This is a genomic window from Sphingomonas sp. S-NIH.Pt3_0716, assembly GCF_003950715.1.
Taxonomy (GTDB): domain Bacteria; phylum Pseudomonadota; class Alphaproteobacteria; order Sphingomonadales; family Sphingomonadaceae; genus Sphingobium; species Sphingobium yanoikuyae_A.
On record NZ_QLJK01000023.1, the window covers coordinates 43,246 to 67,527 of the forward strand.

A 24,282-nucleotide genomic window follows, 5' to 3' on the forward strand; every position below is an offset into this window, starting at 1 on the left:
CGTTTTTTCCTATGAACGACCCGGACAAGGGCGCATGCAAGAGGGGCGACCCGAGGCCCGTTTGCTACCAATCAACGACCTCGCTCTCAGGCCCGGCCACTTTCAGCGGCCGGGCCGTTAGCGCCTCACCTAGTCGCGCCTAATCCGATCTTCATTCTTTCATCCTAGGCAGTCCGCATGATGGCGGGGCTTTACGACCGGATGGGATCGATCCCGACCGCGCAGTTGCGACGGATTGCGCATATATGGTGCGTGGTCGCGGGCGTGCTGTTCCTGACCTACCTCGCCCGACAGCTGCGCCAGGGCATGACCGATGGCGCCGGCCATCCCTTTGGCGAGGATTTCCTGAATTTCTGGTCCGGCGCGCATCTGGCGGTGACGGGACAGGCCGGCATCATCTATGATCTGGCCGCTTTCAATGCGTTCGAGACCGGGATCGCCGGCAGTCCCATCGACCTTTATCATTACAGCTATCCGCCGGTCATGTGGCTGATCTCCGCCCCTTTCGGCCTGCTGCCCTATCCGCTGGCCTGGGCCGCCTGGCAATTGCTGGGATGGGGCGCCTTCGCGCTGGCGGTGCGGCGACTGGCGCCGGTTCAGTGGGTGCTGGTCGCGCTGGCGGTGCCGGCGGTGTTCATCAATGCGATGGGCGGCCAGAATGGCTGCTGGACGGCGGCCATGATCGGCTGGGGCCTGATCCTGTTGCGCGAGCGGCCAGCGGTGGCGGGCATGATCCTGGCGCTGTTCGTGGTAAAGCCGCAACTGGGCTGGCTGATCCCGCTCGCCCTGCTGGCCGGGCGGCAATATCGGGCGCTGGGCGCGTTCATTGGGACGGCGCTGGCGCTGACCCTCATCACCCTGCCGCTGTTCGGGATCGATGCCTGGATCGCCTATGCCCAGCAGGGCAGCCTGCTCAAGAGCGTGATACTGGAACATGGCGACGGCACATGGCACCGGATGCTGTCCATCTTCGTGCTCGTCCGGCATGTCGGCGCACCGATCCCGCTGGCCTATGCCGCGCAGGCGATCGCCAGCCTGACCGTCGCCCTGCTGGTGCTGCGGGTCTGGCACCGCGAGGGACCGACGGCGCGAGCCAAGGCGCTGCTGGTGCTGGGTGTGCTGGCAGGGTCGCTCTATGTCAGCGACTATGATTGCGTGATGGCGCTGCTCGCCGCGCTATGGCTGTGGCCACAGGCAACGGCGGGGCTGCGTGGGCGAATGATGTTGCTGCTGGCGATGCCCTTGTTCGCCGCGCCGCTGGCGCTGATAAGCAGCGTCGCGCTGGGCGCTTTGGCCTTGTGGCCGGCGCTGCTGGGCGCCGGCCAGCGCCGCACGCCCTATTTGGCGGACGACGGCTTGAGATAAGTATCGAACCAGGCGACGGTGCGGGTCAGCGAATCGAGCTGATTCTCCTTCTTCTGGAAGCCATGGCCCTCGGCCGGGTAGAAGATCGTTTCCACCACATTGCCCTTCGCCTTCAGGATGTCATGCACCTCCTGCGCCTGGCCGCGTGGCACGCGAATGTCGTTTTCGCCCTGGATGGTGAGCAGGGGCGCCTTCGCCGCGCGGATATAGGTGAGCGGCGAGGCGGCGTCATAGACCTTGGGATCGCTCTCCGGCGTGCCGAGCAGGCTGCGCTGATAGGCCTTCAACTCCTCATCCTGGTCGCGATACATGGTGCGCCAGTTGATGATGCCGAACCACTGGACGGCGGCGGCGAACTCGTCGGGCGCCCGGCCGATCGCCATCAGGGTCATGAAGCCGCCATAGCTGCCGCCGAAGATGCCGACCCGCTTGGCGTCGACATAGCCGCTATCGACCAGGAAATGCTTGGCCGCGACCGTGTCCTTGAGGTCGGCGCCGCCCAGATCCTTGACATTGCCGTCCTGGAACGCCTTGCCATAGCCGGTCGAGCCGCGGAAATTCGGCTGGATCACGACATAGCCGCGGCTGGCAAAGGCGGTGGCGTAGCGGCTGTAACCATCCTGCGCCTGACCGGTGGGGCCGCCATGGGGCAGGACGATGGCGGGGTTGCTGCCGTCGCGCTTGAGATTGGCCGGCATGGTCACGATCGCGCTGATCAGCGTACCGTCAAAGCTCTTGTAGGTGACGACGTCGGACTTGGGCAGCGCGGCGGGCTGGAGGCTGGCGATGGCGAGTTGCGTCGCGGGGCGCGCAGCGCCGGCCGCAAGATCATAGAGATAGAGATTGGCCGGCGAGTCGGCGCCCGAATGGTTGAGCATCAGCATGGTGCCGTCGGGCGAGCGCGGCTCGCTCCCGACCAGATAATTGACGCCCGGCGGGATGGCGAGCGGTGTTTCCGCGCCGCTCGCCAGATCGAAGTGATAGAGAGTGCTGCGCGTGTCGGCGTTGATACGGAAGATGAGCGCCCTGCCGTCGCGGGTGAAGCTGGCCGGCACCTGTTCCCAAGGCGTGGATTTGAGCCAACGCCATTTGCCGGTGGCCGCTTCAAGCAGGCCGCCATGAATCTGGCCGTTGCCTTCATCGGTTGAGACGGCGATCCATTGGCCGTCCACACTCGCATCGGTCGCGGCATAGACGGTGTCGGCCTTGCCGAGCAATTTCGCCGCCTTGCCGCTGGCGACGTCGATGCGCCAGATTTCGCTCACCTTGGAATCGATCCGCATGCGGTTGGCGATCAGCGCCTTGCCATCCGCGATCCAGGCGACCGGTGACCAGCTGAACTGCGGGTCGGCCTCCTGCGTGAGGTCACGCACCCTGCCCGCCCCATCCATCACCGCGACATTGGATTGGCCCTGGGTCTTGAGCTTGGTGACGAGCGCGACCAGCCCGCCGCTGGGGCCGACCAGCAGGTCGCTTTCGCGCCGGTCGGGGGTGTTGGTGAGATTCTCGACCGCGCCGCCGTCCACCGGCACGCGATAGATGTCGCTATATTCATTGCCGCCGACATCCTGCTGGAACAGCAGGTAGCGGCCGTCGGCCGAGGCGGCGAGGCCGGTCTGGGCATCGTCCGACTGGGTCAGTTGCACCGGCCAGCTGCCGGCGGTGTCGGTGCGCCAGATATTGGTGCGGCCGGTGAGGTTGGTGGCGACGAAAATCTGTTTGCCGTCGGCGCTCCACGCCGCGCTCGACAGGCTGCGCGAAGCGCCGATGTCTGCCAGCGGCACGGCGCGGGCATCGGGATTGACCGGCGAGGTCAGGCTCTTTGGATCGGTAACTGCCCGTTCCGGCGTCGGAATTTGCGCCAGCACCGGGAAGGCAACGAGCAAGGGCAAGGCGGTGGCGGCGAGCAGATAGCGCATGTCAGATCCCCCAACTGTTATGCGATCACAATACAGTAGCGGCAAAAGCCCGCAAGATCGGGAAATTCCCTGCGCGTGAGGACTGTATTTTTGCGCCGCGCGCGACTAGAGGGCTGCGGCAAGCCTGAAGCGGCATCCCGAACAGCAGGAAGCATCCCCATGACCACCGACGTCACCATCAAGCGCGCCCTCCTTTCCGTATCGGACAAGACCGGCCTCATCGAACTGGGCCAGGCACTGGGCCAGCATGGCGTCGAACTGGTGTCGACCGGCGGCACTGCCAAGGCACTGCGCGAGGCGGGCCTGGCCGTGAAGGATATTTCCGAGCTGACCGGCTTCCCCGAAATGATGGACGGCCGCGTCAAGACGCTGCACCCCAAGGTCCATGGCGGCCTGCTGGCGGTGCGGGGTAACCCCGAGCATGTCGCGTCGATGGACGAGCATGAAATCGGCGCGATCGACCTGGTGATCGTCAACCTCTATCCCTTTGCCGCGACCGTGGCCAAGGGCGCCGATCGCGACGAGATCATCGAGAATATCGACATTGGCGGCCCGTCGATGGTCCGTTCGGCCGCGAAGAATCATGAGAGTGTCGCGATCGTTACCGATCCGACCGACTATGCCCGCCTGATCGCCGAAATGGCCGAAAAGGGCGGCGCCACCAGCTATGATTTCCGCCGGATGCTGGCGGCCAAGGCCTATGCCGCCACCGCCGCCTATGATTCGATGATCGCCAGCTGGTTCGCCTTTGCCGACCAGGGTGTCGCCTTCCCCGAAAGCCTGTCGCTGTCGAGCAAGCTCAGCACCACGCTGCGCTATGGCGAGAACCCGCACCAGTCGGCCGCGCTCTACCTGCCCAACGGCCCGACCGCGAACGGCATCGCCCAGGCCAAGCAGATCCAGGGCAAGGAACTGAGCTACAATAATTATAACGACGCCGATGCGGCGCTGGAGCTGGTCAGCGAATTCCGCGACGGTCCGCCGACCGTGGTGATCGTGAAGCACGCCAATCCCTGTGGCGTGGCCACCGGCGAAACGCTGATCGAAGCCTATGAAGCGGCGCTCGCCTGTGACAGCGTGTCGGCATTCGGCGGCATCATCGCCGTCAACCGTCCGCTCGACGGCCCGACCGCCGAGGCGATCAGCGGCATCTTCACCGAAGTCGTCGCCGCGCCCGATGCCGATGACGAAGCCAAGGCGATCTTCGCCAAGAAGAAAAATCTGCGCCTGCTGCTGACCGGCGAACTGCCCGATCCGGCCCGCCCCGGCCTGATGGTCAAGAGCATCGCCGGCGGCCTGCTGGTCCAGAGCCGCGACAATGGCAAGGTCGACCTGGACGCGCTGAAGGTCGTGACCAAGCGCGCGCCGACCGAACAGGAGTTGAAGGATTGCCTGTTCGCCTGGACCGTGGCCAAGCATGTGAAGTCGAACGCGATCGTCTATGCCAAGGGCGGCAGCACCGCCGGCGTCGGCGCGGGTCAGATGAACCGTCTGGAATCGGCCCGCATCGCCGCCTGGAAGGCGAAGGACGCCGCCGAGAAGGCCGGCTGGAGCGAACCGCGCACCATCGGTTCGGCGGTCGCGTCCGACGCCTTCTTCCCCTTCGCCGACGGCCTGCTGGCGGCAGTGGAAGCCGGCGCGACGGCGGTGATCCAGCCGGGCGGCTCGATCCGTGACGAGGAAGTCATTGCCGCAGCAGACGAAGCGGGCCTGGCGATGGTCTTCACCGGCATGCGCCACTTCCGCCATTAAGGCTTGTTTCCCAACGCGCTAGATGGCGCGTCGGAACAATACTTCGATCACGTTTATGCGGGTGCGAAACGATCCTGTTCGCACCCGCAAAATCGCAGAAAACTGCCATTTTTTGGCAATTGGCCTCTTTTCAATGTCACCGGGCAATCCTATTTAGGATGACGACCCCGCACCCACGTCAGGCGTTGGGCACGACATAAGAAAAAGCATGTTCGACAGGAGAATAGGATGACCAAGAAGACGCTGGTGGCGATGGCCGCCACCCTGGCCCTTGCGCTGCCTGGCATGGCTATCGCCGGCAACAGCAGCAACGAAGTCGTCGTTGACGGCACCACCGGCCTCACCACCCGCACCATCGCCGTATCGGTGGCCGACCTGAACCTGGCCAGCAACAATGGCCTGCGCCGCGCCGATTATCGCATCAGCCGCGCCGCCAAGCAGGTGTGCGGCTGGGTCAACGGATCGATCCTGCCGGCGACCCCCGACTATCGCGACTGTGTCGGCAGCGCGCTGGACGGCGCACGCAGCGACCTCAACGCGCTGGCCCAGCGCCAGGGCTGATCTTCACCCATCCCGCAAGGGAAGCCTTCCCCGTCACGGGGACTGCAGGGGGCCGTTCCGCACATGCGGGGCGGCCCTTTGTCCTGTCGGTCGGTCCTGCCGGCGCCCCATTCATGCTTACCGGCGATTAACCACTCCTTAGAGGATTTCCTTCACTCAGCGAGACACGAAGGACCATCCAGGGGATATAGAGCATGTCGCGTGTCGACCAGAGTGTGGACGTCGCCATCATCGGGGCAGGCCCGGCCGGCCTTACCGCCGCCTATCTGCTGACGAAAAAAGGCTTTTCCGTCACCGTCATCGAGAAAGACCCGGTCTATGTCGGCGGCATCAGCCGCACGGTCGAGCTGGATGGCTATCGATTCGATATTGGCGGCCACCGCTTCTTTTCCAAGTCGAAGGAAGTGGTCGACCTGTGGAACGAGATTCTGCCGGACGATTTCATCCAGCGCCCGCGCATGAGCCGCATCTATTATGAGGGGAAATTCTACTCCTATCCCCTGCGCGCGTTCGAGGCGCTGTGGAATCTGGGCATCTGGCGTTCGACCCTGTGCATGGCAAGCTTCGCCAAGGCCAGGCTGTTCCCCAACCGCAATGTCCGATCGTTCCAAGACTGGACCGTCAACGCATTCGGCCACAAGCTCTTCTCGATCTTCTTCAAGACCTATACCGAAAAGGTCTGGGGCATGCCGTGCGACGAGATGTCGGCCGACTGGGCGGCGCAGCGGATCAAGGGCCTGTCGCTCTGGGGTGCGGTGGTCGATGGGCTGAAGCGGAGCCTCGGCCTCAACAAGAAGCCCAATGACGGTATGGCGACCAAGACGCTGCTCGAAACATTCCGCTATCCGCGCCTTGGCCCCGGCATGATGTGGGAAGCCGCGCGCGACCGGGTAATCGAGGGCGGCAACCAGATATTGATGGCGCACAGCCTGAAGCAGCTGGCGCAGGACCAGGGCACGCAGCGCTGGCGCGTGGTGGCGGACGGCCCGGATGGCGATGTCATCATCAACGCCGCCCATGTGATTTCGTCCGCGCCGATGCGCGAACTGGCCGCGCGCATCCATCCGCTGCCCGAAACCCTGCCCGAGGCGATGGAGCTCAAATATCGCGACTTCCTGACCGTGGCGCTGATGATCAAGTCGGAAGATCTGTTCCCCGACAACTGGATCTATATCCATGACAGCAAGGTGCAGGTCGGCCGTATCCAGAATTTCCGCAGCTGGTCGCCCGAAATGGTGCCCGATGAATCGGTCGCTTGCGTGGGCCTCGAATATTTCTGCTTCGAGGGCGATGGCCTGTGGGCGTCGGCTGACGCCGATCTGATCGACCTGGCTAAGAAGGAAATGGCCATATTGGGCCTGTGCAATCCCGACGATGTCGTCGGCGGCGCGGTGGTGCGGCAGGAGAAGGCCTATCCGGTCTATGACGATGCCTATGCCGACCATGTGCTGGCGATGCGTACCGAGCTGGAAGCCGTCGCCCCGACGCTCCATCTGGTCGGCCGCAACGGCATGCACCGCTATAACAACCAGGATCATGCGATGATGACGGCGATGTTGACGGTGCGCAACATCGAGGCCGGCACCCGCGTCTATGACGTCTGGGGCGTCAACGAGGATGCCGAATATCATGAATCGGGCGAGGAAGGGCAGGATGTCGAAGGACAGCGCGCCGCCCTTGCCAGCGAACGACTGGTGCCCTCTCGCCTAAAGGCCGCATGAGCCGATGGGCGAGCCGTTGCGCGCCCTGACCGCCCGGCTGGGCGCCATCGCTGCGCGCTTCATGTTCGCCCGCTACCTGCTGGCCAGCATCTGCGCGCTGTCGAGCGACATGGCGACCTTCCTGATGCTGAGCCGGGCCGGTACAACGCCGACTCTGGCCGCGTTCGGGGGCTACGCGATCGGCCTGGTCGTGCATTGGGTGATCAGCATCCGTTTCGTATTCGACACGGGCGCCGGCCCCAGTCACGCCCAGCGGTTCGGCTTCGTGGCCAGTGCGCTGGTCGGCATGGGGATCACCATGGTCCTGGTTGGCGGGCTGAGCGCGGTCGGCATTGCCCCGGCGATCGCCAAGCTGATATCGGTGCCAGCCAGTTTCCTGAGCGTCTATGCGATCCGCAAATATGGCATTTTCGCGCGCAGCTGAGCGTCATGGCCGCTGGCTGATCCTGCTCGCCTGGCTGGCGTGCAGCGCGGTCATGCTGTGGCTGTTCCATGGCGATTTCGCCGCGCTGGGCTTTCGCGATCCCGATGATGCCATGCGGCTGGTGCAGGTGCGTGACTGGATCGGCGGACAGGGCTTCTGGGACGTCAGCCAGCATCGGGTAAACCCGCCACTGGGCGGACCGATGCACTGGTCGCGCATCGTCGACATGCCGGTGGCAGGGCTGATCCTGCTGGCGCGGCCGCTATTGGGGCCTGCGACCGCAGAGCTGGTCGCCTGCATCACCGTGCCGCTGCTGTTGCTGGGCGGGTTGGCCGCCGCCGTGCATCTGGCCGCCCGGCGGCTTGGCGATCCTGTTCTGGCGCTGGTGGCCGTGGCCTTGCTGCTGACGACACCGTCGATCCTGGTGCAGTTCACGCCGCTGCGGATCGACCATCATGGCTGGCAGATCTGGATGGCGACGATCGCGCTGGCCGGCGCACTGGATAGCGGCCGGGTGCGTGGCGGCGTGACGAGCGCGCTGGCGCTGGCGGTCTGGTTGCAGATTTCGAGTGAAGCCCTGCCCTATGTCGCGCTGTTCGCCGGGCTGTTTGCGCTGCGCCAATGGCTCGACGGCCGGGAAGCATCGCGCTTCATAGCCTTTGCGGCGACGCTGGGCGGGGCGGCGCTTGCGCTGCTGGCTTTGCTGCGCGGAAAGGCGGCCTTGCTGCATGACCAATGCGACGCACTGTCGGCCGCCTATGTCTGGCCGCTGGTGGCAATGGCGGTGCTGGTGCCGCTGGCCGGCAAGCTGATCGGCACGGCCAGCATGACCCGGCGCTTCCTGATCGCGACGATCGGCGGCGGGGCCGCCATCGCGATCCTGCTGGCGATCGGTGGCCCCTGCCTGTCGGGCGATCCGTTCCAGGCGCTCGGGCCACTGGCCTATAAATATTGGTATTTGCAGGTGATGGAGGGCCGGCCGATCTGGGACCAGAGCCTGTCATTGCGCGGCGTCATCCTGTTGCCCGGGCTGGTTGGGCTGGCCGGCGCAATGGTCGCCGCGCGGCAAACCGTAAACCGCGATGCGCGCATGCGCTGGCTGGCGTTGACCCTGTTGCTGCTGGGGGCGATGGCGGTGTCGCTACTGGTGATGCGCGCCGTGTCGGTCGCCCATGTCTATGCCCTGCCCGGTGTCGCCTGGTTGCTGATCGCCCTGTTCCGCAAGGTACAGGCGTCGTCGCAGGCGCTGGTGCGCGTCCTGGGATCGGTGGCGCTGATCCTGCTGACCCCGGCCGGAATCTGCGCGCTATGGATTGCCCTGATCCCCGAAGCCCCGTCGGCCAAGACCAGCGCCGTCAATTGCCGGGCTGCTGCCACGCTGGCGCCGCTGCACACCCTGCCCCCGTCCACCCTGTTCGCGCCGCTGGACCTTGGCCCCGACATATTGGTGCAGACGCCGCACCGCGTGATCGGCACTGCCCATCATCGCAATGCCGCCGGCATTACCGCCGTGATCGAAGGATTCATGGCGACGCCGGAAAAGGCGCGCGCGGTGATCCAGTCGGTCAATGGTGGGCGTGGCGCCGACTATGTCGTGACCTGCGCGTGCCTGACCGAATATGCGCTCTATGCCAAGGAGCATCCCCAGAGCCTGTCGGCGCAATTGTCGCGTGGCAATGTACCCGACTGGTTGCAGCCGCTGCCCACCAAGGGGCCGCTGCGCATCTACAAGGTCAGGCGGGACTGAAGGCCAGCGCGACGCCGTTCATGCAGTAGCGCAGGCCCGTGGGCTTGGGCCCGTCGTCGAACACATGGCCGAGATGGCCGCCACAACGGGCGCAATGGACTTCGGTCCGGGGCACGCCCAGGCTGAAGTCGCGCGAGGTGCCGATGGCGCGGGGCAAGGGCGCATAGAAGCTGGGCCAGCCGGTGCCGCTGTCGAACTTGGTCTTGGAACTGAACAGATTCTGGGCGCAGCCGGCGCAGGTGAAGGTGCCGGCGCGATGTTCCCGGTTGAGCGGGCTGCTGTCGGGAAATTCGGTCGCGCCCTGGCGCAGCACCTTATAGGCCCAGGGGCTGAGCTTGTTGCGCCATTGCGCGTCGGTCAGGCGATAGGGATAGGCGGCTTCCGCCGCGTCGGGGCGGAATTGCCACAGGGCCAGTGCAGAGGCGCCGGTCGCGACGCCATAGAGAAAATGCCGCCGGTTCATTATCCCTCCCTAGCCTGTTCAGCCTGTCGAGCTCCTGAACAACTGCTTCCACCAGCGGCCGCCCGATTTGAGCACATGGCGACGGAACAGCAGCACGCCGATGCGGATGATGAGCGCCACCCAGACGCCCTGCCACAGGATCGCCACCAGATGCGGCCAGAGCGCCCCATCCTGCGCCGCCCGCGCGATCATCGCGAAGGGGGAGGAGAACGGAAAGACCACCGACGCCACTTCCAGCGGCGATCCCATATGGTCGACCGTGTAGGAGACGAAGAAGAAGATCATCATCTGGCCCATGGTGATGGGCATGTTGAGCGTCTGCACCTCGCGCACGGTCGCCGCCTGTGCGCCGATGCCCAGGAACAGCGAGCCGAGCAGCGTGTAGGCCATGGCGAAATAGATGATGCCGAGCGCGATGAAGGCGGGCCAGCCCACCGCCGGATCGGGCAGGACCGTGCCGGGCGCCTTCAACGCCATGAAGATGGTGAAGGCGGTGCCGCCCCAGAAGGCGATGCCGACGAAGCTCATCCCCAGCATGGCGATCAGCTTGCCGAGGAAGATCGCGTCCACCGGCACGGCGGCAGCCAATATCTCGATGATCTTGTTCGTCTTTTCCTCGACCAGATTGGACAGGATCATGCCCGCCAGCAAGATGGTGAGGAAGAAGATGACGATCTGGCCGGTGCGGCCGATCAGCAAACGGGCCTGCGACTGAGCGCCGAGACTGGTCGCCACTTCCTGCCGCTCGACCTTGACCATGTGCAGCACCTTTTCGGCCTGCGCCGCGCTGGCAATCAGGCTGAGATCGCCCTGTAGCCGGTCCAGATCCTCTGGCTTGCCGATCAGGACCGGGCGGGAGACCGTGCCCGAGAGAATGGCGACGACGTCGGAATCGGGCCGGGCCAGCTGGGTGCGCGGCGGGGTGCCGAGCGGCACGGCGTGGAGTCGCGGCAGTGCCTGCGGCCCCATGCGTTCGGTCAGGCGCTTGTGGGCCCGTTCGAGCGCGCCGACATCGGCCGGCGCCATGGCGATGCCGACGACCGGGCGCAGGTCGGTGCTGGAAATCTTCTGGGTGAAACCGGCAAAGACCATGCCGATGACGATCGGCACCAGCGGCCCGATCAGGAACAGGATGAAGGTGCGTGACAGGACGACGGCGGTGAAATCCCGCCGGGCGATCACGCTGGCGGCGCGCAGCAATTCCTTCATGCCCCGGCCTCCTGCGTGGCGTCATCGCGCATCTGGCGCGCAGCAGCCTCCCCCGCGATCGCGACGAATGCGTCATGCAGGCCCGGCCGTTCGATCGACAGGCTTTCGATGCCGGCCTGACCATCGAGCAGGGCGCGCAGCAGCGGTTCGATGCCGTCATCGGGCAGCGCGAAATGCCAGGCGCCATCCTGCGCCAGCGTATCGGTCGGCAAGGCGCGGCGCCAGGCGCCGTCGCTCAGCCGCGTGCGCAATGTCACCTGGGGCGGCAGACGGTCGCGCGCGTCGCTGACCGATCCTTCGAACCGGATGCGGCCGCCCGCGACAATGGCGATGCGTTCGCACAATCGTTCGGCATGGGCGATGACATGGGTGGAAAAGAGGATGGTGACGCCCTTGCGCGCCTGATCGCGGATCAGCGCCTCCAGCTTTTCCTGATTCATCGCGTCGAGGCCGGAGAAGGGTTCGTCGAGGACGATGAGGCGCGGTTCATGGACGATCGTGCCGAACAATTGCACCGTCTGGGCCATGCCCTTGGAGAGTTGGCGGATCGGCTTTTCGACCGAGGCACCCATGCCATAGTCCTGGAGCATGGCGCGCGCCCGTTCGCGCCCGACATGGAGCGGCAGGCCGCGTAGCGCGCCCATGAAGGCGATCGCCTCATAGGCCTTCATCGACGGGTAGAGGCCGCGCTCCTCGGGCAGATAGCCGACCTGCTTGGCCATGCGCAGCGGCGCGCTATCGCCCAGCAGGGTGCGGTGGCCCTCGTCAGGGTCGATGATCCCCAGCAGGGTGCGCAGCAAGGTGGTCTTGCCCGCGCCGTTCGGCCCCAAAATGCCGTAGATGGTGCCGGCGGGCACGGCGATATCGACGCCATCCACCGCGCGAAAATCGCCGAACGCCTTGACAAGGGCATGGCCTTCGACGGCATAGGGGGCGGCAGGAGCCGGAGTGTCACCGATCATCCGCCCCTGATAATCCCGGACCATGCCAGTGCAAAACGAAACATTGGAGCAGCGCCTGAAAGCGCAGGCCGCGCAGTTGGGCTTTGCCGCCTGCGCGATCGCGCGCGCCGATGCCGCGCCGCGCACGGCCGAGCGGCTGCGCCAATGGCTGGAGGCCGGCCATCATGGCGACATGCTATGGATGCAAGAGCGGGCCGAGCAGCGCGGATCGCCCACGGGCCTGTGGCCCGAGGCGCGCAGCGTCATCATGCTGGGGATGAGCTATGCCCCCGGTCGTGATCCGCTGGCGCTGGCTGAGGTCGGCGATCGGGGCCGCATTTCCGTCTATGCGCAGGGTCGCGACTATCATGATGTGGTGAAGAAGGCGCTGAAAGCGCTGGCCCGCTGGCTGGTCGATCAGCAGCCGACCGCGCTCAAGGTGTTCGTCGATACAGCGCCCGTGATGGAGAAGCCGCTGGCGCAGGGCGCGGGGCTGGGCTGGCAGGGCAAGCACAGCAATCTGGTGAGCCGCCAGCATGGCAGCTGGCTGTTCCTGGGCGCCATCTATACCGAGATCGCATTGGAACCCGACGCGCCGGAGGTGGACCATTGCGGCAGTTGCACCGCCTGCCTGTCATCCTGCCCGACCGATGCCTTTCCCGCGCCCTATATCGTCGATGCGCGGCGCTGCATCTCGTACCTGACGATCGAGCATAAGGGGCCGATCCCGGAAGAGTTCCGGGCGAGGATGGGCAACCGCATCTATGGCTGCGACGATTGCCTTGCGGCCTGCCCCTGGAACAAGTTCGCGCAGGGGGCAGCGGCCAACCGCGCCTTCATCGGCCGGGCGGAGCTGGCGGCGCCGGCGCTGGGCGACCTGCTCGACCTGGACGATGCGGGCTTTCGCGAGATTTTCTCAGGCTCGCCGATCAAGCGGATCGGGCGCGACCGGATGGTGCGCAATGCGGCGATCGCGGCGGGCAATAGCGGCGACCTGGGGCTGGTCGACCGGCTGCGGCCGCTGACCTCCGATCCCGATCCGGTGGTGGCGGAAGCGGCCGAATGGGCGCTAGGCCAATTGCTCAGCGCTGCTGGAGCGTAGTCGCGCAGGAAGCGTGGTCGACGTCTGTGCCGGCGGGCGTGCGGGCATCGACATGGGTCACCACCGGCTCCTTCCCCTTGCCGGGCGAATAGAGATAGGCGTCGAGCACGCAGCGACCATTGGCGAATTGCAGCTTGCGCACGGTCGTTTCGCGAATGTCGAGGCGCGGCGTGCCGAACATCTGGGTCAGGCGTTTGGCGTCCATGCCCATCAGCGGACCGGTCTTGGTGAAGGCGCTGGCCGGCGGACCGGCGGGCGGCGGGGTATAGCTGGTGGCGGGCGGGACGACGCCGCCACAGGCCGCAAGCGGCAGCGACAGGAGCGCGGCGAGCGCGAAACGGGGCGACATCAGACCGGCTTCCTCCTGGACCCTAGCAACATGTGGACCGCCATAGCCGCGCTCCAGATCGGCGCAAGCAGGTTGACCAGGGGAATGAGGAAGAGAAGCGCCGAAACGAGGCCCATGAGCCACCGGTTGCCACGGCCGATCGGCGGCAGGCCGGGATGGCGCGGCTCGACCATGTCGGCAAGATCGCGGCCGAGCAGATAGGCGTTCACCGCGAGGAACAGCCCGATTGTGCCGAACCCTGTGACCAGCAGCAGCACATAGCCGGGGAGCGCCAGCAGGTTCCAGCCGAGCGTGCGGCCGACCGATCGCAGCGCATAATGGAGGCTGCGGGTGAAGCCGACCGGCCGGCCCACAGCCTGTGGATAAGTATCGCGCTCCACCGCCTCGATCACATCGTCGGCGAACAGGCCCATGACCAGCATGGCGATGGTGCGGAACAGCAGCCAACTGGCCGCGATCATGGCAAGGCCGGTAGCAGCCGCCTCCGCCATGCCGCCCCAACCGTCGCCTTCACCCCAGCCGAAATGCAGGCGCGTGGCGTGAAAGGCCGCCCATAGTCCGACGCCCAGCAGGACGAAGAGCAACAGGGTCAGCGCCAGCGTCTTGACCAGCAGCCGGCGCGCCGCGGCGTGGAAGATCAGGGGGAAGGCGCGCAGCGCCGCGGTGATGATCATGGCCCGATATCCTGCGCCCCGGCGGCTCCGTCAATCAGCAGCGTTGCGCCAGCGGCCCCGGACCGGTAGAGACGGCCCAATTTACCGCTATTTTCCCATCATCTTTCACAGGAGCCCGCGTGACTTCTTCCCCCACGCTTGACGTTGTCGCGATCGGCAATGCCATTGTCGACGTTCTTGCCCGCAGCGACGACGCCTTCCTGGCGCAGCATGCGCTGACCAAGGGCGGCATGCAGCTGATCGACGCCGAAATGGCCGAGACCCTTTATGCCGACATGCCCCAGGCCAAGGAAATCAGCGGCGGTTCGGCCGCCAACACGCTGGCCGGCCTCGCCGCGCTGGGCGCCAAGTGCGGCTTCATCGGCCAGGTCAATGACGACCAGCTGGGCGCGGTGTTCGCCCATGACGTGCGCGCGCTGGGCATCAAGTTCGACACGCCGGTGATGCAGGGCGACATCCCGACCGCCCGTTGCCTGATCCTGGTGACGCCGGATGCGCAGCGCACCATGAACACCTTCCTGGGCGCCTCGCAGTTCCTGCCCGAAGCGGCGCTGGACCTGGAGCTGATCCAGTCGGCCCGCATCCTGTATCTGGAAGGCTATCTGTGGGATCCCGAGCAGCCGCGCGCCGCGATGCGCGCCGCGATCGACGCCGCCCGCAATGCCGGCCGCAAGGTCGCCTTCACCCTGTCCGACAATTTCGTGATCGACCGCCATCGCGCCGATTTCATCGACCTGATCGAACAGGGGCTGATCGACATCCTCTTCTCGAACGAGGGCGAAATCCAGTCGCTGGCGCAGGTCGATGATTTCGACAAGGCGCTGGCCCGCTTCGCCGACAAGGTGCCGGTGCTGGTGTCGACCCGCAGCGAAAAGGGCGCGGTCGCCATCGTCGATGGCGTGCGTCACGAAGCCCCGGCTGCGCCCGTCAGCCAGATCATCGACACCACCGGTGCAGGCGACCTGTTCGCCGCCGGCTATCTGGCTGCACATCTGGAAGCGCGCAGCGTCGAGGATTGCCTGGCGCTGGGCGCGGCGGCGGCCGCCGAAGTCATTTCGCACTGGGGCGCGCGTCCCGAGGAAGATCTGAACCTGATCCGCGCCAAGCTGTTCGCCTGATCGCGACAGACACTGACAAAAAAGCCCGCCTCTCCGGTCGAGAGGCGGGCTTTTTTATTGGGTGGATCAGGCCGGGGCCTTCTGCTTGCGGAACAGGGCGCGGTCGTCAGGTCCGAAGCCCCAGCGCCAGATGACGAAGCCATAGGCGCCCAGGATCGCCCAGACGCCGACCGCCAGCTCGACCCATTCGAAGCGCGCCGGCAGGGCGACGAAGGCCGCGCCGACGATGCAGGCGACGCCCGAGGCGCTGAGCAGGGGCCAGCGCCAGGCATTGACGCGGGCGTGGAGCAGGCTGGAGAGCAGCCGCGCCTTGACGAAGGCGCCAGCGCCGAGCGCGATGCACAGGCCCAGAGCGGGCGCGGCGGCCAGTTCCTGCGGCGTGAGGCCGAACCGCTTGCCGAGCAGGATCAGCCCGAAGCTGAGCGCCGCCTGCAACGCGATCATGCTGAGCGAGATCATCAGATTGCGGTGGCGGGCGATATAGACCAGCGCGGATTCGCTGACCACGGCGGTCGCGGCCACCACTTCGGCCAGCAGCAGGAAGGCGAGCGCGCCGGTGCCGCCGACGAAATGCGGACCGACCAGGCCCATGACGGCCTCACCCGGAATGCCGAGCGCAAGGGCGATGCCGGCCTGCGCGGCGATGATCCAGAAGCCGACCTGGCTGACCTGGCGCGCGATCGCCGCCAGATTGCCTTCGGCCAGGTTGCGGGTGATGACCGGCCCCAGGATCGGGTCGAAGCTGGTCTTGAGTTTCTGCGGCAGCGAGGCGACCTGCTGCGCGACATAATAGATGCCGACGATCGCCGGGCTGACGAACAGGCCCAGGATCGCCATGTCGAGCCGGCGCGAGCCCCATTCGACGCCGTCCGCCGCGGCGAGCGGCAGGTTGCGGCGGGCGAGGCGCCAGAGCCGCCCGGCATCGGGACGCCAGCCATGCGGCCGGCCATAATGACGCCACATCGGGATGATCGAGGCGATCATCGCCGCGACCATCGATACGACATAGGAGAGGATCAGGCCGTCGCGCAGCGAATAATAAGCGAAACCGAAGGCGCCGATGCTGATCGCCCAGGGTTCAATGATCGAGCGCGCGCGGACCGTCGCGCCGATGTCGAAGCGATAGGCGCAGGCGGCCAGCGCAACGTCGGAGGTCGCAACGGCGATGACGATCAGCGCCAGCAAGCGGTCGAGCCCGTTGATGCCGCTATTGGGGAACATCGCCTGGGGGAAGGCGATCAACAAGCCGGCCCCCAGCAGCGACGCGATCAGCGTCACCACCATCGCGTCGGTCACGACATGGCTGTGCGGCCGTTCGGTCTGGGCGAGCGCGCCGGCAAGACCGCGCTTGAGACCCAGCGTCGCGATCTGGGCGACGAATTCCACCACCAGCACGGCATAGGCGAAGCGCCCCAGCGCATCGGCGCCATACCAGCGGCCGGCGATGAACAGGAAAGGCAGGCGCGCGGCGAGGCGCAGCAGGAAGCCGAAGACGTTGGTGCGTCCGCCCTTGGCCAGGGCGGCGATGTCATCCTTCTGTTCGGCAGGGGTCGCCTGCGCGGTCACAGGACCCTGGTCCCCCTCGATTGTCATGCTCATGTCTATAGGCGATCTATTGTGTCGCGGCGATGCTTATTCAGGCCGCAGCGGACGCGCCAGCAGCGCGTCGATGACCTGTGCCAATGGTGCGGCGTCGCCGAGCAGGGCACAGACGGCTTCCACCACCGGCATTTCGACGCCGGCCGCGCGGGCTGCATCACGCAGCACCGGCGCGGTGTGCGCCCCTTCGGCCACGGTGCGACGGTTGGAGAGGAGGTCGGCGGCGCTCTGCCCCTCGCCCAGCCCCTTGCCGAGCGAGAAGTTGCGCGAATTGGTGGAGGAACAGGTGAGGACAAGGTCGCCCAGGCCCGACAGGCCGCCCAGCGTTTCGGCGCGGGCGCCGCGCGCCAGGCCGAAGCGGGTCATTTCGGCAAAGCCCCGGCTGATCAGCGAGGCGCGCGCATTGAGGCCAAGCCCAGCGCCTTCCGACACGCCGCAGGCGATGGCGAGCACATTCTTGACCGCGCCGCCGATTTCCGCGCCGACGACATCGTCGGACAGATAGGGGCGGAAGGTCGGGCGGGCGATGCGCGCCGCGAGCTTTTCGGCCAGCGCCTGGTCGGCGCAGGCGAAGGTGACGGCGGTCGGCAGGCCCTTTGCCACTTCATGGGCGAAGGTCGGGCCAGAGAGGACGGCGATCGGCGAGCTTGGCTGCGCCTGCGCCGCAACTTCCGACATCAACAGGCCGGTGCCCGCCTCTATCCCCTTGGAACAGAGAACCAGCGGCACGCCGGCCGGCGCCTGCGCCACGACGCTGCGCAGATGCTGGGCCGGGCTGACCACCAGGATCAGGTCGCGATCGGCCAGGTCCGCCAGGACACCGGTCGCCCCGATCGAGGGCGAAAGCGGCAGGCCGGGCAGATAGAGCGGATTTTCATGGGCGCCGTTGATCGCATCGACCACATCGGCCTCCAGCGCCCAGAGGCGCACATCCTGCCCGTCAGCCGCCAGCAACTGCGCCAGCGCGGTACCCCAGGCGCCTGCTCCGATGACTCCCGCCTTCATGCCTTCACTCCTGCTCCACGCGCCTTTTCCGCCGTCGGATCGAGCGGCCAGCGCGGCCGGGCGGGGATGGTGAGATCGTCGGTCATGCCGGCCGCATAGCGCTCCGCGCCGGCCCAGGCGATCATCGCCGCATTATCGGTGCAGAGCCACAAGGGCGGGGCGACGAAGGGCAGGCCATGATCCTGCGCCAGCGTGGTCAATGCTCCACGTACCGACTGGTTGGCGGCAACCCCGCCGGCGACGACCAGCGCGGTCACGCCTTCGCTCGCGGCGAGCGCCCGGCGGGTGCGATCGAGCAGGCAGTCGATCACCGCCTGCTGGAAGCTCGCGGCGATATCCTCGACCGCATATTGACCGGACTGGGCGGCGCGCATCACCGCGCTCTTGAGGCCGGCAAAGGAGAAATGGGGTTCTTCGGTACCGACCAGCGGGCGCGGCAGCGGCACGGCGCGCGCATTGCCCTTGGCTGCCGCCTTTTCTACCGCCGGACCGCCGGGAAAACCCAGGCCGAGCAGCTTGGCGGTCTTGTCGAAGGCTTCTCCCGCGGCATCGTCGATCGTGGTGGCAAGCCGGCGATATTGGCCGACGCCCTCGACCCTGAGCAGTTGGCAATGCCCACCCGATACCAGCAGCAGCAGATAAGGGAATTGCAGATTCTGGTCGGCGAGGCGCGGCGAGAGCGCATGCCCCTCCAGATGATTGACCGCGACCAGCGGCTTGCCGGTGGCATGGGCCAGCGCCTTGCCGGTGACGAGGCCGACCATCACGCCGCCGATCAGGCCGGGGCCGGCGGTGGCGGCGATGACATCGACATCGGCCAGCGTCATCTTTGCGTCCGCCAGCGCCGCCTCGACCAGCGGAGCCAATGCCTCGACATGGGCGCGGGCCGCGATTTCGGGCACGACGCCGCCATAGGGGCGGTGCGCGTCTTCCTGCGTGGCGAGGCGATGGGCCAATATCTGCCCGTCGGCCGTCACCAGCGCCGCCGCGGTTTCGTCGCAGCTTGATTCCAGGCCAAGGATGATGGTCATTGCCGCTTCCATCTAGTGCCCGTGGCCATTAGAGCAAGCCGCTTATGAAAAGACCCGAACGACCGTTGCGCCTTGGCACCAGGGGATCGCCGCTTGCGCTGGCCCAGGCCCATATGACCGCGCAGGCGCTGCGCGACGCCCATGGATGGGATCAGGATGCCATCACCACCGTCATCGTCCAGACCAGCGGCGACCGGATCCAGGACCGCGCGCTGGCCGAAATCGGCGGAAAAGCCTTGTGGACCAAGGAGCTGGACCGAGCGCTGGCGGAGGGCGAGATCGATTGCGCCGTCCACAGCATGAAGGATGTCGAAACGATCCGGCCCGATGCGATCCGCATTGCCGCGATGCTGCCGCGCGCCGATGTGCGCGACCGGCTGGTGGGAGCGGAAAATTTTGCCGCGCTGCCACCACAGCCCATTGTCGGCACCAGTTCGCCGCGCCGCGCCGCGCAGGTGAAGCGACTGCGCCCCGATGCGCAGATCATCCTGTTCCGCGGCAATGTTGCCACCCGGCTGGCCAAGCTGGAAGCCGGCGAGGCCCATGCGACTTTGCTCGCCGCCGCCGGGCTCGACCGGCTGGGCCAGGCGGACATTGGCGCCACGGTCGAGGTCGACACCATGTTGCCGGCGCCGTCGCAGGGGGCGGTCGGCATCGAGACGCTGGCCGACAATGACGCCATGCGGGGCTGGCTGGCGGCGATCAACCATCGCGACACATTCGATTGCGTGATGGCTGAACGCGCGGTGCTGCGGGGCCTGGGCGGCACATGCCATTCGCCGATCGCCGCCCTCGCGCTGCTGGAGGGCGGACAGATCCACCTGCGCGCCGAGATCATCAGCCCGGAAGGGGACGAGACGGTGCGGGACGAGGCACGGCTGGCGCGCGGCGATTTCGACGCGGCCGAGGCGATCGGCCGGGGCCTGCTGGAGCGGGCAAGCCCAGCGCTGCGCAGCCTGTTCGAGGGGTGAGACCGCTCATCATCCTGCGGCCCGCGCCCGGCGCCGGCAGGACGGCGGACAAGGCGATGGCCATGGGGCTGGCGGTGCGGCTGTGTCCGCTGTTCGCGGCCGAGGCGCTGGCCTGGACGCCGCCACCCGCCGGGGATTTCGACGCACTGCTGGTGACGAGCGCGCAGACGGTGCGATTCGGCGGCTTCGCGCTGCAGGCCTATCGCTCCTTGCCGACCTATGCTGTGGGCGCGGCGACGGCCGAGGCGCTGCGGGCGGCGGGTTTTGCTGAGCCGGTCGCCGGGGATGGCGATGCCAGCGCGATCGCCGCGCGGATCGCGGCCGACGGGCACCGCACGCTGCTGCACCTGTCGGGAGAGGCGGTGGCGCCGATGGACGCGGGGCCGCTGCGGGTGACGCGCATTCCAGTCTATCGGATGATGCCCCTGCCCTGCGATCCGCTGGACCTGCGCGGCGGCGTGCTGCTGGTCCATTCTGCGGCGGCCGGCGCCCGGCTGGCGGAGATTGTTCCGGAGAATCAGCGCACAACCAGCGACGTGGTGGCGATAAGTCCGGCGGCGCTTGCCGCCTGCGGCAGCGGATGGGGCAGCGCGCAGGCCGCCGATGCGCCCAATGATGCGGCGGTACTGGCCCTCGCCCGTCGATTGTGCGAATGAAACGCCGGTCGCAAACGAGAGAGACTTGATGAACGAGCAGGAGAGTGTGGAAATTCAGCAGGAAACGCCGCCGCCCGCGCGCCGACGCACATCCTGGCTGACGCCCGTGCTGCTGCTGTTCGCGTTTCTGATCGGCATCGGCGTCACCATCTGGGCGATGCCGCAGATCGAGCAGCGCTGGGGCAAGGAAGAGGCGGCGACGCCCGCCCTGCCCGCTCCGCTGCTGGGCAGCAACGCCATCCCATCGGGCCGTCCGCTGACGGCGGATGCCGCGCAGATGCTCGACGCCCGCGTGATCCAGCTGGAGGAGCGGCTCAACCGCATCACCGTCGAGGCGCAGGCCGCGTCGGGCAATGCCGCGCGCGCCGAAGGGCTGCTGGTCGCCTTCGCCGCCCGTCGCGCGCTCGATACCGGCGCCCCGCTCGGCTATGTCGAGGGGCAGTTGCGGCTGCGCTTCGGCCAGGCCCAGCCCCGCGCCGTCGCCACCATCATCAATGCCGCGCGCGAGCCGGTGACGCTGGCCGACCTGCGCGCCGGCCTGGTCGATGTCGCCGACCGCGTCACCTCGCCGCCGGCCGATGCCAGCTGGTGGGACAGTTTCGAGCATGAGGCGCGCGAGCTGATCATCATCCGCAAATCCTCCACCCCCTCGCCGCGGCCGCAAATGGCGATGCAGCGGGCGCTGCGCTATATCGACGCCAGCCGGGTCGGCGCGGCACTGGCCGAAGTGGAGCGCATGCCCGATCGCGCTGCGGCCGATCGCTGGATGCAATATGCCCGACGCTATCTGGAGGCGCGCCGGGCGCTCGACCTGATCGAAACGGCCGCCATATTGGAGCCGCGCCAGCTGCGCACGACCGAGGGCGCCAGCGTCGCCCAGACATCTCCCCTCGCCCCCTGACCCGCTTTTCCTGAGACATACCGTTCATCGCTTGCGATGAAACCCATGGACGCACCCTCCGTTTGTCACGAGAATGTCACCTTTTCCGCCTGGTTCAGGACAGAGTCTCTCGTGCCACCCTATGCCGATGCCATTGCCAGCTTCTGGAAGGGCCGCCTTGCCAGCGGTCCGCGCGCATCTGCGCGCCCGTCGCTGTCGCATCTGCTGGGCAATGCGTCGGTGCCGTTCGACATCAACCGCACCAAGGCGCAGGCCGAACAACTGAGCCGCACGATTCGCGGTGATGGGCGGCATATATTGCTGGTGCCCGGCCTGATGGCGTCGGAACATCGCATGGAGCCGCTGCGCGCGATCCTCAACGCGGCGGGCTATCAGGCGCATGGCTGGGACATGGGCCGCAATTTCGGACCGCGCGCCGACACGCTGGAGAAGATCGACGCCCGCGTCGATGCGATCCGCCGGACAAGCGGCAAGCCGGTGACTTTGGTCGGCTGGAGCCTGGGCGGCCTTTATGCCCGCGAATATGCCAAGTTCGCGCAGTCCAAGGTCGGCGGCGTGGTGACGATGGGCACGCCCTTTTCCGGCGACCCGCGCGCCAACCATGCCTGGCGCCTCTATCAACTGGTGTCGGGCTTCCCGGTCGACACCCCGCCCTTCCCCTGCACCCGCGAGGAGAAGCCGCCGGTGCCGACCGTGGCACTCTGGTCGCCGCGCGACGGCGTGATCCTGCCCGAATGCGCCCGAGGCCGCGCCGGCGAGCGCGACCGCGCGATCGAGGTCGATTGCACCCATATGGGCTTCGCCGCCGCGCCGGAGGGGATTTTGGCCGTCGGCAAGGCGCTGGAGATGATGGCCGCCTGAGCGGTCAGTAACGGACTGGTTCACCCTCCACCGTCAGCAGGCTGGGATCGGTCAGCCGCACATGGGTTTGATAATAATATTTTTCGGTCGGCCGGCCATCCGCCAGAAAATGAATTTTCACCCGCTTCGCTTCGCCACGCACCGCGATGGTCTTGCCCGTCAGATATTGATCGAGTTCCGCGCCGAAACGCTGTGCCAGTGCATCGGCCATGGCGCCGGGAATGGCGATCGTCAGGTTGCGGGGATCGCGATAATCCTGCTGAGAATTAAGATAGAACCAGCCGCCCTGGCGCCCAGTGGCGCGGACGGGCAGCTCGAACACCCCCTTCACCCCATCGGGGGCGACAGCCGCGGCATTCATCACCGCCTGTTCGGGAAAGATATTATAGGAAGCAGACGGCGCTGCGGCTCCCATGAGCAGCAGGCCGGACGACAGGATGAGAGCATAACGCATCAGGCTGGCCTCCAGAATGGTCCGGTCCGGCCAGCCTAACCCGATCAACCGGCCACCGCCAGCCTCTTCAACGCTTCTTCCCGGCCGATCAGCGGCAGGAGCTGGCCCATGTCGGGGCCGTGGTCCAGGCCGGTAAGGGCGCGGCGCAGGGGTTGGAACAGGGTCTTGCCCTTGCGGCCGGTTTCGTCCTTGAGCGCGCCGGTCAGCGTGCGCCAGATGTCGGCGTCGAAGGGGACGGCGGACAGGATGCGATGGGCGGCGGCGAGGAAATCGCGGTCTTCATCTGCTACCTCCGGCCCGGCGATCGGGCCGGTGACGATCTGCCACCAGTCGGCGGCGCCCGCCACCGTTTCCAGATTGGGGCGGATCGCGGCCCAGGCGGCGGCATCCATGCCGGCAGGCAAGCGGTCGGCGACCGCCTCATAGGGCAGGGCGTGGACGATCTTCTGGTTGAGGCTGGCCAGTTCGGCTTCGTCGAAGCGGGCGGGGGCGCGGCCGAAATGGGCGAAGTCGAACGTCTCGATCAGCGGCGCACGGTCGGCGAAGGGCTCGATCGGCTGCGAGCTGCCGAGACGGGCGAGCAGCGACGCGATCGCGGCGGGCTCCAGCCCGATCTCGCGGAAATGGGCGACGCCGAGCGAGCCGAGCCGCTTCGACAGCTTGCCCTCGCTGCCGGTCAGCAGCGCTTCGTGCGCGAAGGCAGGGAGCGGCGCGCCGAGCGCGGTGAACATCTGGATCTGGGTCGCGGTGTTGGAGACATGATCCTCGCCGCGCAGCACATGGGTGACGCCCATGTCGACGTCGTCGATCACCGAGGGGAGCATGTAGAGCCATGAGCCGTCGGCGCGGCGGATCACCGGGTCGGACAGCAATTTGGGGTCGAAGCGCTGCTCGCCACGAATGAGGTCGGTCCAGACGATCGGCTGCTCATGGTCGAGCTTGAAGCGCCAGTGTGGCGTGCGCCCTTCGGCTTCATAGGCGGCGATCTGGTCCGGGGTCAGCGCCAGGGCGGCGCGATCATAGACCGGCGGCAGGCCGCGGCCGAGAAGCACCTTGCGGCGCAGTTCCAGTTCCTGTTGGGTTTCATAAGCTGGGTAGACATAGCCCGAGGCCTTGAGCGCCGCGAACCGCGCCTCATAGAGGGCGAAGCGCTCCGACTGTTTTTCCTCGCCATCCCAGTCGAGGCCGAGCCACTTCAGGTCGGCTTTGATCGATTCCGCATATTCGGGGCGCGAGCGCTCCAGGTCGGTGTCGTCGAGGCGCAGCAGGAATTGGCCACCGGACTTGCGCGCCCACAGCCAATTATGGAGCGCGGCGCGGATATTGCCGACATGGAGATGGCCAGTCGGCGACGGGGCGAAGCGGGTGATGACGGTCATATCTTTATTTCCAAACCCGTTCGCCCCGAACGAAGGGGCTTCGCCATGCTCAGCCTGCCCTTCGACTTCGCTCAGGGCGA

Annotated in this window: 23 protein-coding genes; 12 read left to right on the forward strand and 11 right to left on the reverse strand. The window is 66.8% G+C overall.

The features are described from left to right. Nucleotides 1-177 precede the first annotated feature (177 nt). Nucleotides 178-1,365, forward strand: coding sequence for a glycosyltransferase family 87 protein (locus tag BRX37_RS18145; RefSeq protein WP_125988592.1), 1,188 nt, complete (start codon nt 178-180; stop codon nt 1,363-1,365). On the opposite strand, the gene BRX37_RS18150 is transcribed toward BRX37_RS18145, so the two are convergent. Continuing rightward, nucleotides 1,338-3,284 carry a S9 family peptidase gene (locus BRX37_RS18150; RefSeq protein ID WP_125988593.1) on the reverse strand — a complete coding sequence of 649 codons (1,947 nt, stop codon included), beginning with the start codon at nt 3,282-3,284 and terminating at the stop codon, nt 1,338-1,340. The genes BRX37_RS18145 and BRX37_RS18150 overlap by 28 nt on opposite strands. Nucleotides 3,285-3,443: 159 nt before the next feature. On the opposite strand from BRX37_RS18150, the gene purH reads away from it, so the two are divergent. The 5 genes from purH to BRX37_RS18175 all read left to right on the forward strand — a co-directional run bounded on the left by purH (nt 3,444) and on the right by BRX37_RS18175 (nt 9,489). Then, nucleotides 3,444-5,036 carry a bifunctional phosphoribosylaminoimidazolecarboxamide formyltransferase/IMP cyclohydrolase gene (gene purH / locus BRX37_RS18155; RefSeq protein ID WP_125988595.1) on the forward strand — a complete coding sequence of 531 codons (1,593 nt, stop codon included), beginning with the start codon at nt 3,444-3,446 and terminating at the stop codon, nt 5,034-5,036. Nucleotides 5,037-5,264: 228 nt separating this feature from the next. Continuing rightward, a complete protein-coding gene (locus BRX37_RS18160; RefSeq protein ID WP_004208877.1) occupies nt 5,265-5,597 on the forward strand; it encodes a UrcA family protein in 333 nt (110 codons plus the stop codon). Between the two features lie 194 nt (nt 5,598-5,791). Further along, nucleotides 5,792-7,318 (forward strand): NAD(P)/FAD-dependent oxidoreductase, encoded by a 1,527-nt coding sequence (locus BRX37_RS18165; protein ID WP_125988597.1) that lies wholly within the window; start codon nt 5,792-5,794, stop codon nt 7,316-7,318. Between the two features lie 4 nt (nt 7,319-7,322). After that, complete coding sequence (locus tag BRX37_RS18170) at nt 7,323-7,742, forward strand: GtrA family protein (RefSeq protein WP_010338689.1); 420 nt, start codon at nt 7,323-7,325, stop codon at nt 7,740-7,742. After that, complete coding sequence (locus BRX37_RS18175) at nt 7,720-9,489, forward strand: hypothetical protein (RefSeq protein ID WP_125988599.1); 1,770 nt, start codon at nt 7,720-7,722, stop codon at nt 9,487-9,489. The genes BRX37_RS18170 and BRX37_RS18175 overlap by 23 nt, the downstream gene beginning before the upstream one ends. Here the strand turns inward: BRX37_RS18175 and msrB are convergent. The 3 genes from msrB to BRX37_RS18190 are packed head-to-tail and all read right to left on the reverse strand — an operon-like array spanning nt 9,476 to nt 12,123. Beyond that, nucleotides 9,476-9,952: a peptide-methionine (R)-S-oxide reductase MsrB gene (gene msrB / locus BRX37_RS18180; RefSeq protein ID WP_037510022.1), complete on the reverse strand. Its 477-nt coding sequence runs from the start codon at nt 9,950-9,952 to the stop codon at nt 9,476-9,478. The genes BRX37_RS18175 and msrB overlap by 14 nt on opposite strands. A gap of 18 nt (nt 9,953-9,970) precedes the next feature. Then, complete coding sequence (locus BRX37_RS18185) at nt 9,971-11,161, reverse strand: ABC transporter permease (RefSeq protein WP_125988601.1); 1,191 nt, start codon at nt 11,159-11,161, stop codon at nt 9,971-9,973. After that, nucleotides 11,158-12,123, reverse strand: coding sequence for an ABC transporter ATP-binding protein (locus BRX37_RS18190; RefSeq protein WP_037522117.1), 966 nt, complete (start codon nt 12,121-12,123; stop codon nt 11,158-11,160). The genes BRX37_RS18185 and BRX37_RS18190 overlap by 4 nt, the downstream gene beginning before the upstream one ends. 22 nt (nt 12,124-12,145) lie before the next feature. Between BRX37_RS18190 and queG the strand changes: the two genes are divergently transcribed. Beyond that, on the forward strand, nt 12,146-13,204 hold the full coding sequence (gene queG / locus BRX37_RS18195; protein WP_125988603.1) for a tRNA epoxyqueuosine(34) reductase QueG: 1,059 nt from the start codon (nt 12,146-12,148) through the stop codon (nt 13,202-13,204). Here queG and BRX37_RS18200 read toward each other — a convergent pair. Continuing rightward, nucleotides 13,185-13,553, reverse strand: coding sequence for a hypothetical protein (locus tag BRX37_RS18200; RefSeq protein WP_125988605.1), 369 nt, complete (start codon nt 13,551-13,553; stop codon nt 13,185-13,187). The two genes, queG and BRX37_RS18200, sit on opposite strands and share 20 nt — an antisense overlap. After that, complete coding sequence (locus BRX37_RS18205; protein ID WP_125988607.1) at nt 13,553-14,227, reverse strand: EI24 domain-containing protein; 675 nt, start codon at nt 14,225-14,227, stop codon at nt 13,553-13,555. The genes BRX37_RS18200 and BRX37_RS18205 overlap by 1 nt, the downstream gene beginning before the upstream one ends. Before the next feature lie 119 nt (nt 14,228-14,346). Here BRX37_RS18205 and BRX37_RS18210 point away from each other — a divergent pair, with 119 nt between their 5' ends. Next, nucleotides 14,347-15,345, forward strand: coding sequence for an adenosine kinase (locus BRX37_RS18210; protein ID WP_017502655.1), 999 nt, complete (start codon nt 14,347-14,349; stop codon nt 15,343-15,345). Between the two features lie 66 nt (nt 15,346-15,411). On the opposite strand, the gene BRX37_RS18215 is transcribed toward BRX37_RS18210, so the two are convergent. From BRX37_RS18215 to tsaD, 3 genes are read right to left on the reverse strand one after another with little or no spacing between them, the layout of a single operon-like run. Further along, entirely contained in the window at nt 15,412-16,944 is a 1,533-nt protein-coding gene (locus BRX37_RS18215) for a lipopolysaccharide biosynthesis protein (RefSeq protein WP_017502654.1), read from the reverse strand. A gap of 33 nt (nt 16,945-16,977) precedes the next feature. After that, on the reverse strand, nt 16,978-17,949 hold the full coding sequence (locus BRX37_RS18220) for an NAD(P)H-dependent glycerol-3-phosphate dehydrogenase (protein WP_125988609.1): 972 nt from the start codon (nt 17,947-17,949) through the stop codon (nt 16,978-16,980). After that, the gene (gene tsaD / locus BRX37_RS18225; RefSeq protein ID WP_125988612.1) at nt 17,946-18,980 is read right to left on the reverse strand and encodes a tRNA (adenosine(37)-N6)-threonylcarbamoyltransferase complex transferase subunit TsaD; all 1,035 of its coding nucleotides are present in this window, start codon (nt 18,978-18,980) and stop codon (nt 17,946-17,948) included. The genes BRX37_RS18220 and tsaD overlap by 4 nt, the downstream gene beginning before the upstream one ends. Before the next feature lie 44 nt (nt 18,981-19,024). On the opposite strand from tsaD, the gene hemC reads away from it, so the two are divergent. The 4 genes from hemC (at nt 19,025) to BRX37_RS18245 (ending at nt 22,369) form a co-directional block, all read left to right on the forward strand. Beyond that, nucleotides 19,025-19,951 (forward strand): hydroxymethylbilane synthase, encoded by a 927-nt coding sequence (gene hemC, locus BRX37_RS18230; protein ID WP_125988614.1) that lies wholly within the window; start codon nt 19,025-19,027, stop codon nt 19,949-19,951. After that, on the forward strand, nt 19,948-20,607 hold the full coding sequence (locus BRX37_RS18235; protein ID WP_125988616.1) for a uroporphyrinogen-III synthase: 660 nt from the start codon (nt 19,948-19,950) through the stop codon (nt 20,605-20,607). Before hemC ends, BRX37_RS18235 begins: the two co-directional genes overlap by 4 nt. Nucleotides 20,608-20,635: 28 nt before the next feature. Next, nucleotides 20,636-21,508 carry a hypothetical protein gene (locus BRX37_RS18240; RefSeq protein ID WP_125988618.1) on the forward strand — a complete coding sequence of 291 codons (873 nt, stop codon included), beginning with the start codon at nt 20,636-20,638 and terminating at the stop codon, nt 21,506-21,508. Nucleotides 21,509-21,619: 111 nt separating this feature from the next. After that, nucleotides 21,620-22,369, forward strand: a complete 750-nt coding sequence (locus BRX37_RS18245; protein ID WP_125988658.1) for an esterase/lipase family protein — start codon at nt 21,620-21,622, stop codon at nt 22,367-22,369. 4 nt (nt 22,370-22,373) lie between these two features. On the opposite strand, the gene BRX37_RS18250 is transcribed toward BRX37_RS18245, so the two are convergent. Together BRX37_RS18250 and gltX are read right to left on the reverse strand one after the other, a co-directional pair. After that, nucleotides 22,374-22,823: a hypothetical protein gene (locus tag BRX37_RS18250; protein ID WP_097384747.1), complete on the reverse strand. Its 450-nt coding sequence runs from the start codon at nt 22,821-22,823 to the stop codon at nt 22,374-22,376. Between the two features lie 44 nt (nt 22,824-22,867). After that, a complete protein-coding gene (gltX, locus tag BRX37_RS18255; RefSeq protein ID WP_125988620.1) occupies nt 22,868-24,202 on the reverse strand; it encodes a glutamate--tRNA ligase in 1,335 nt (444 codons plus the stop codon). Nucleotides 24,203-24,282 lie beyond the last annotated feature (80 nt).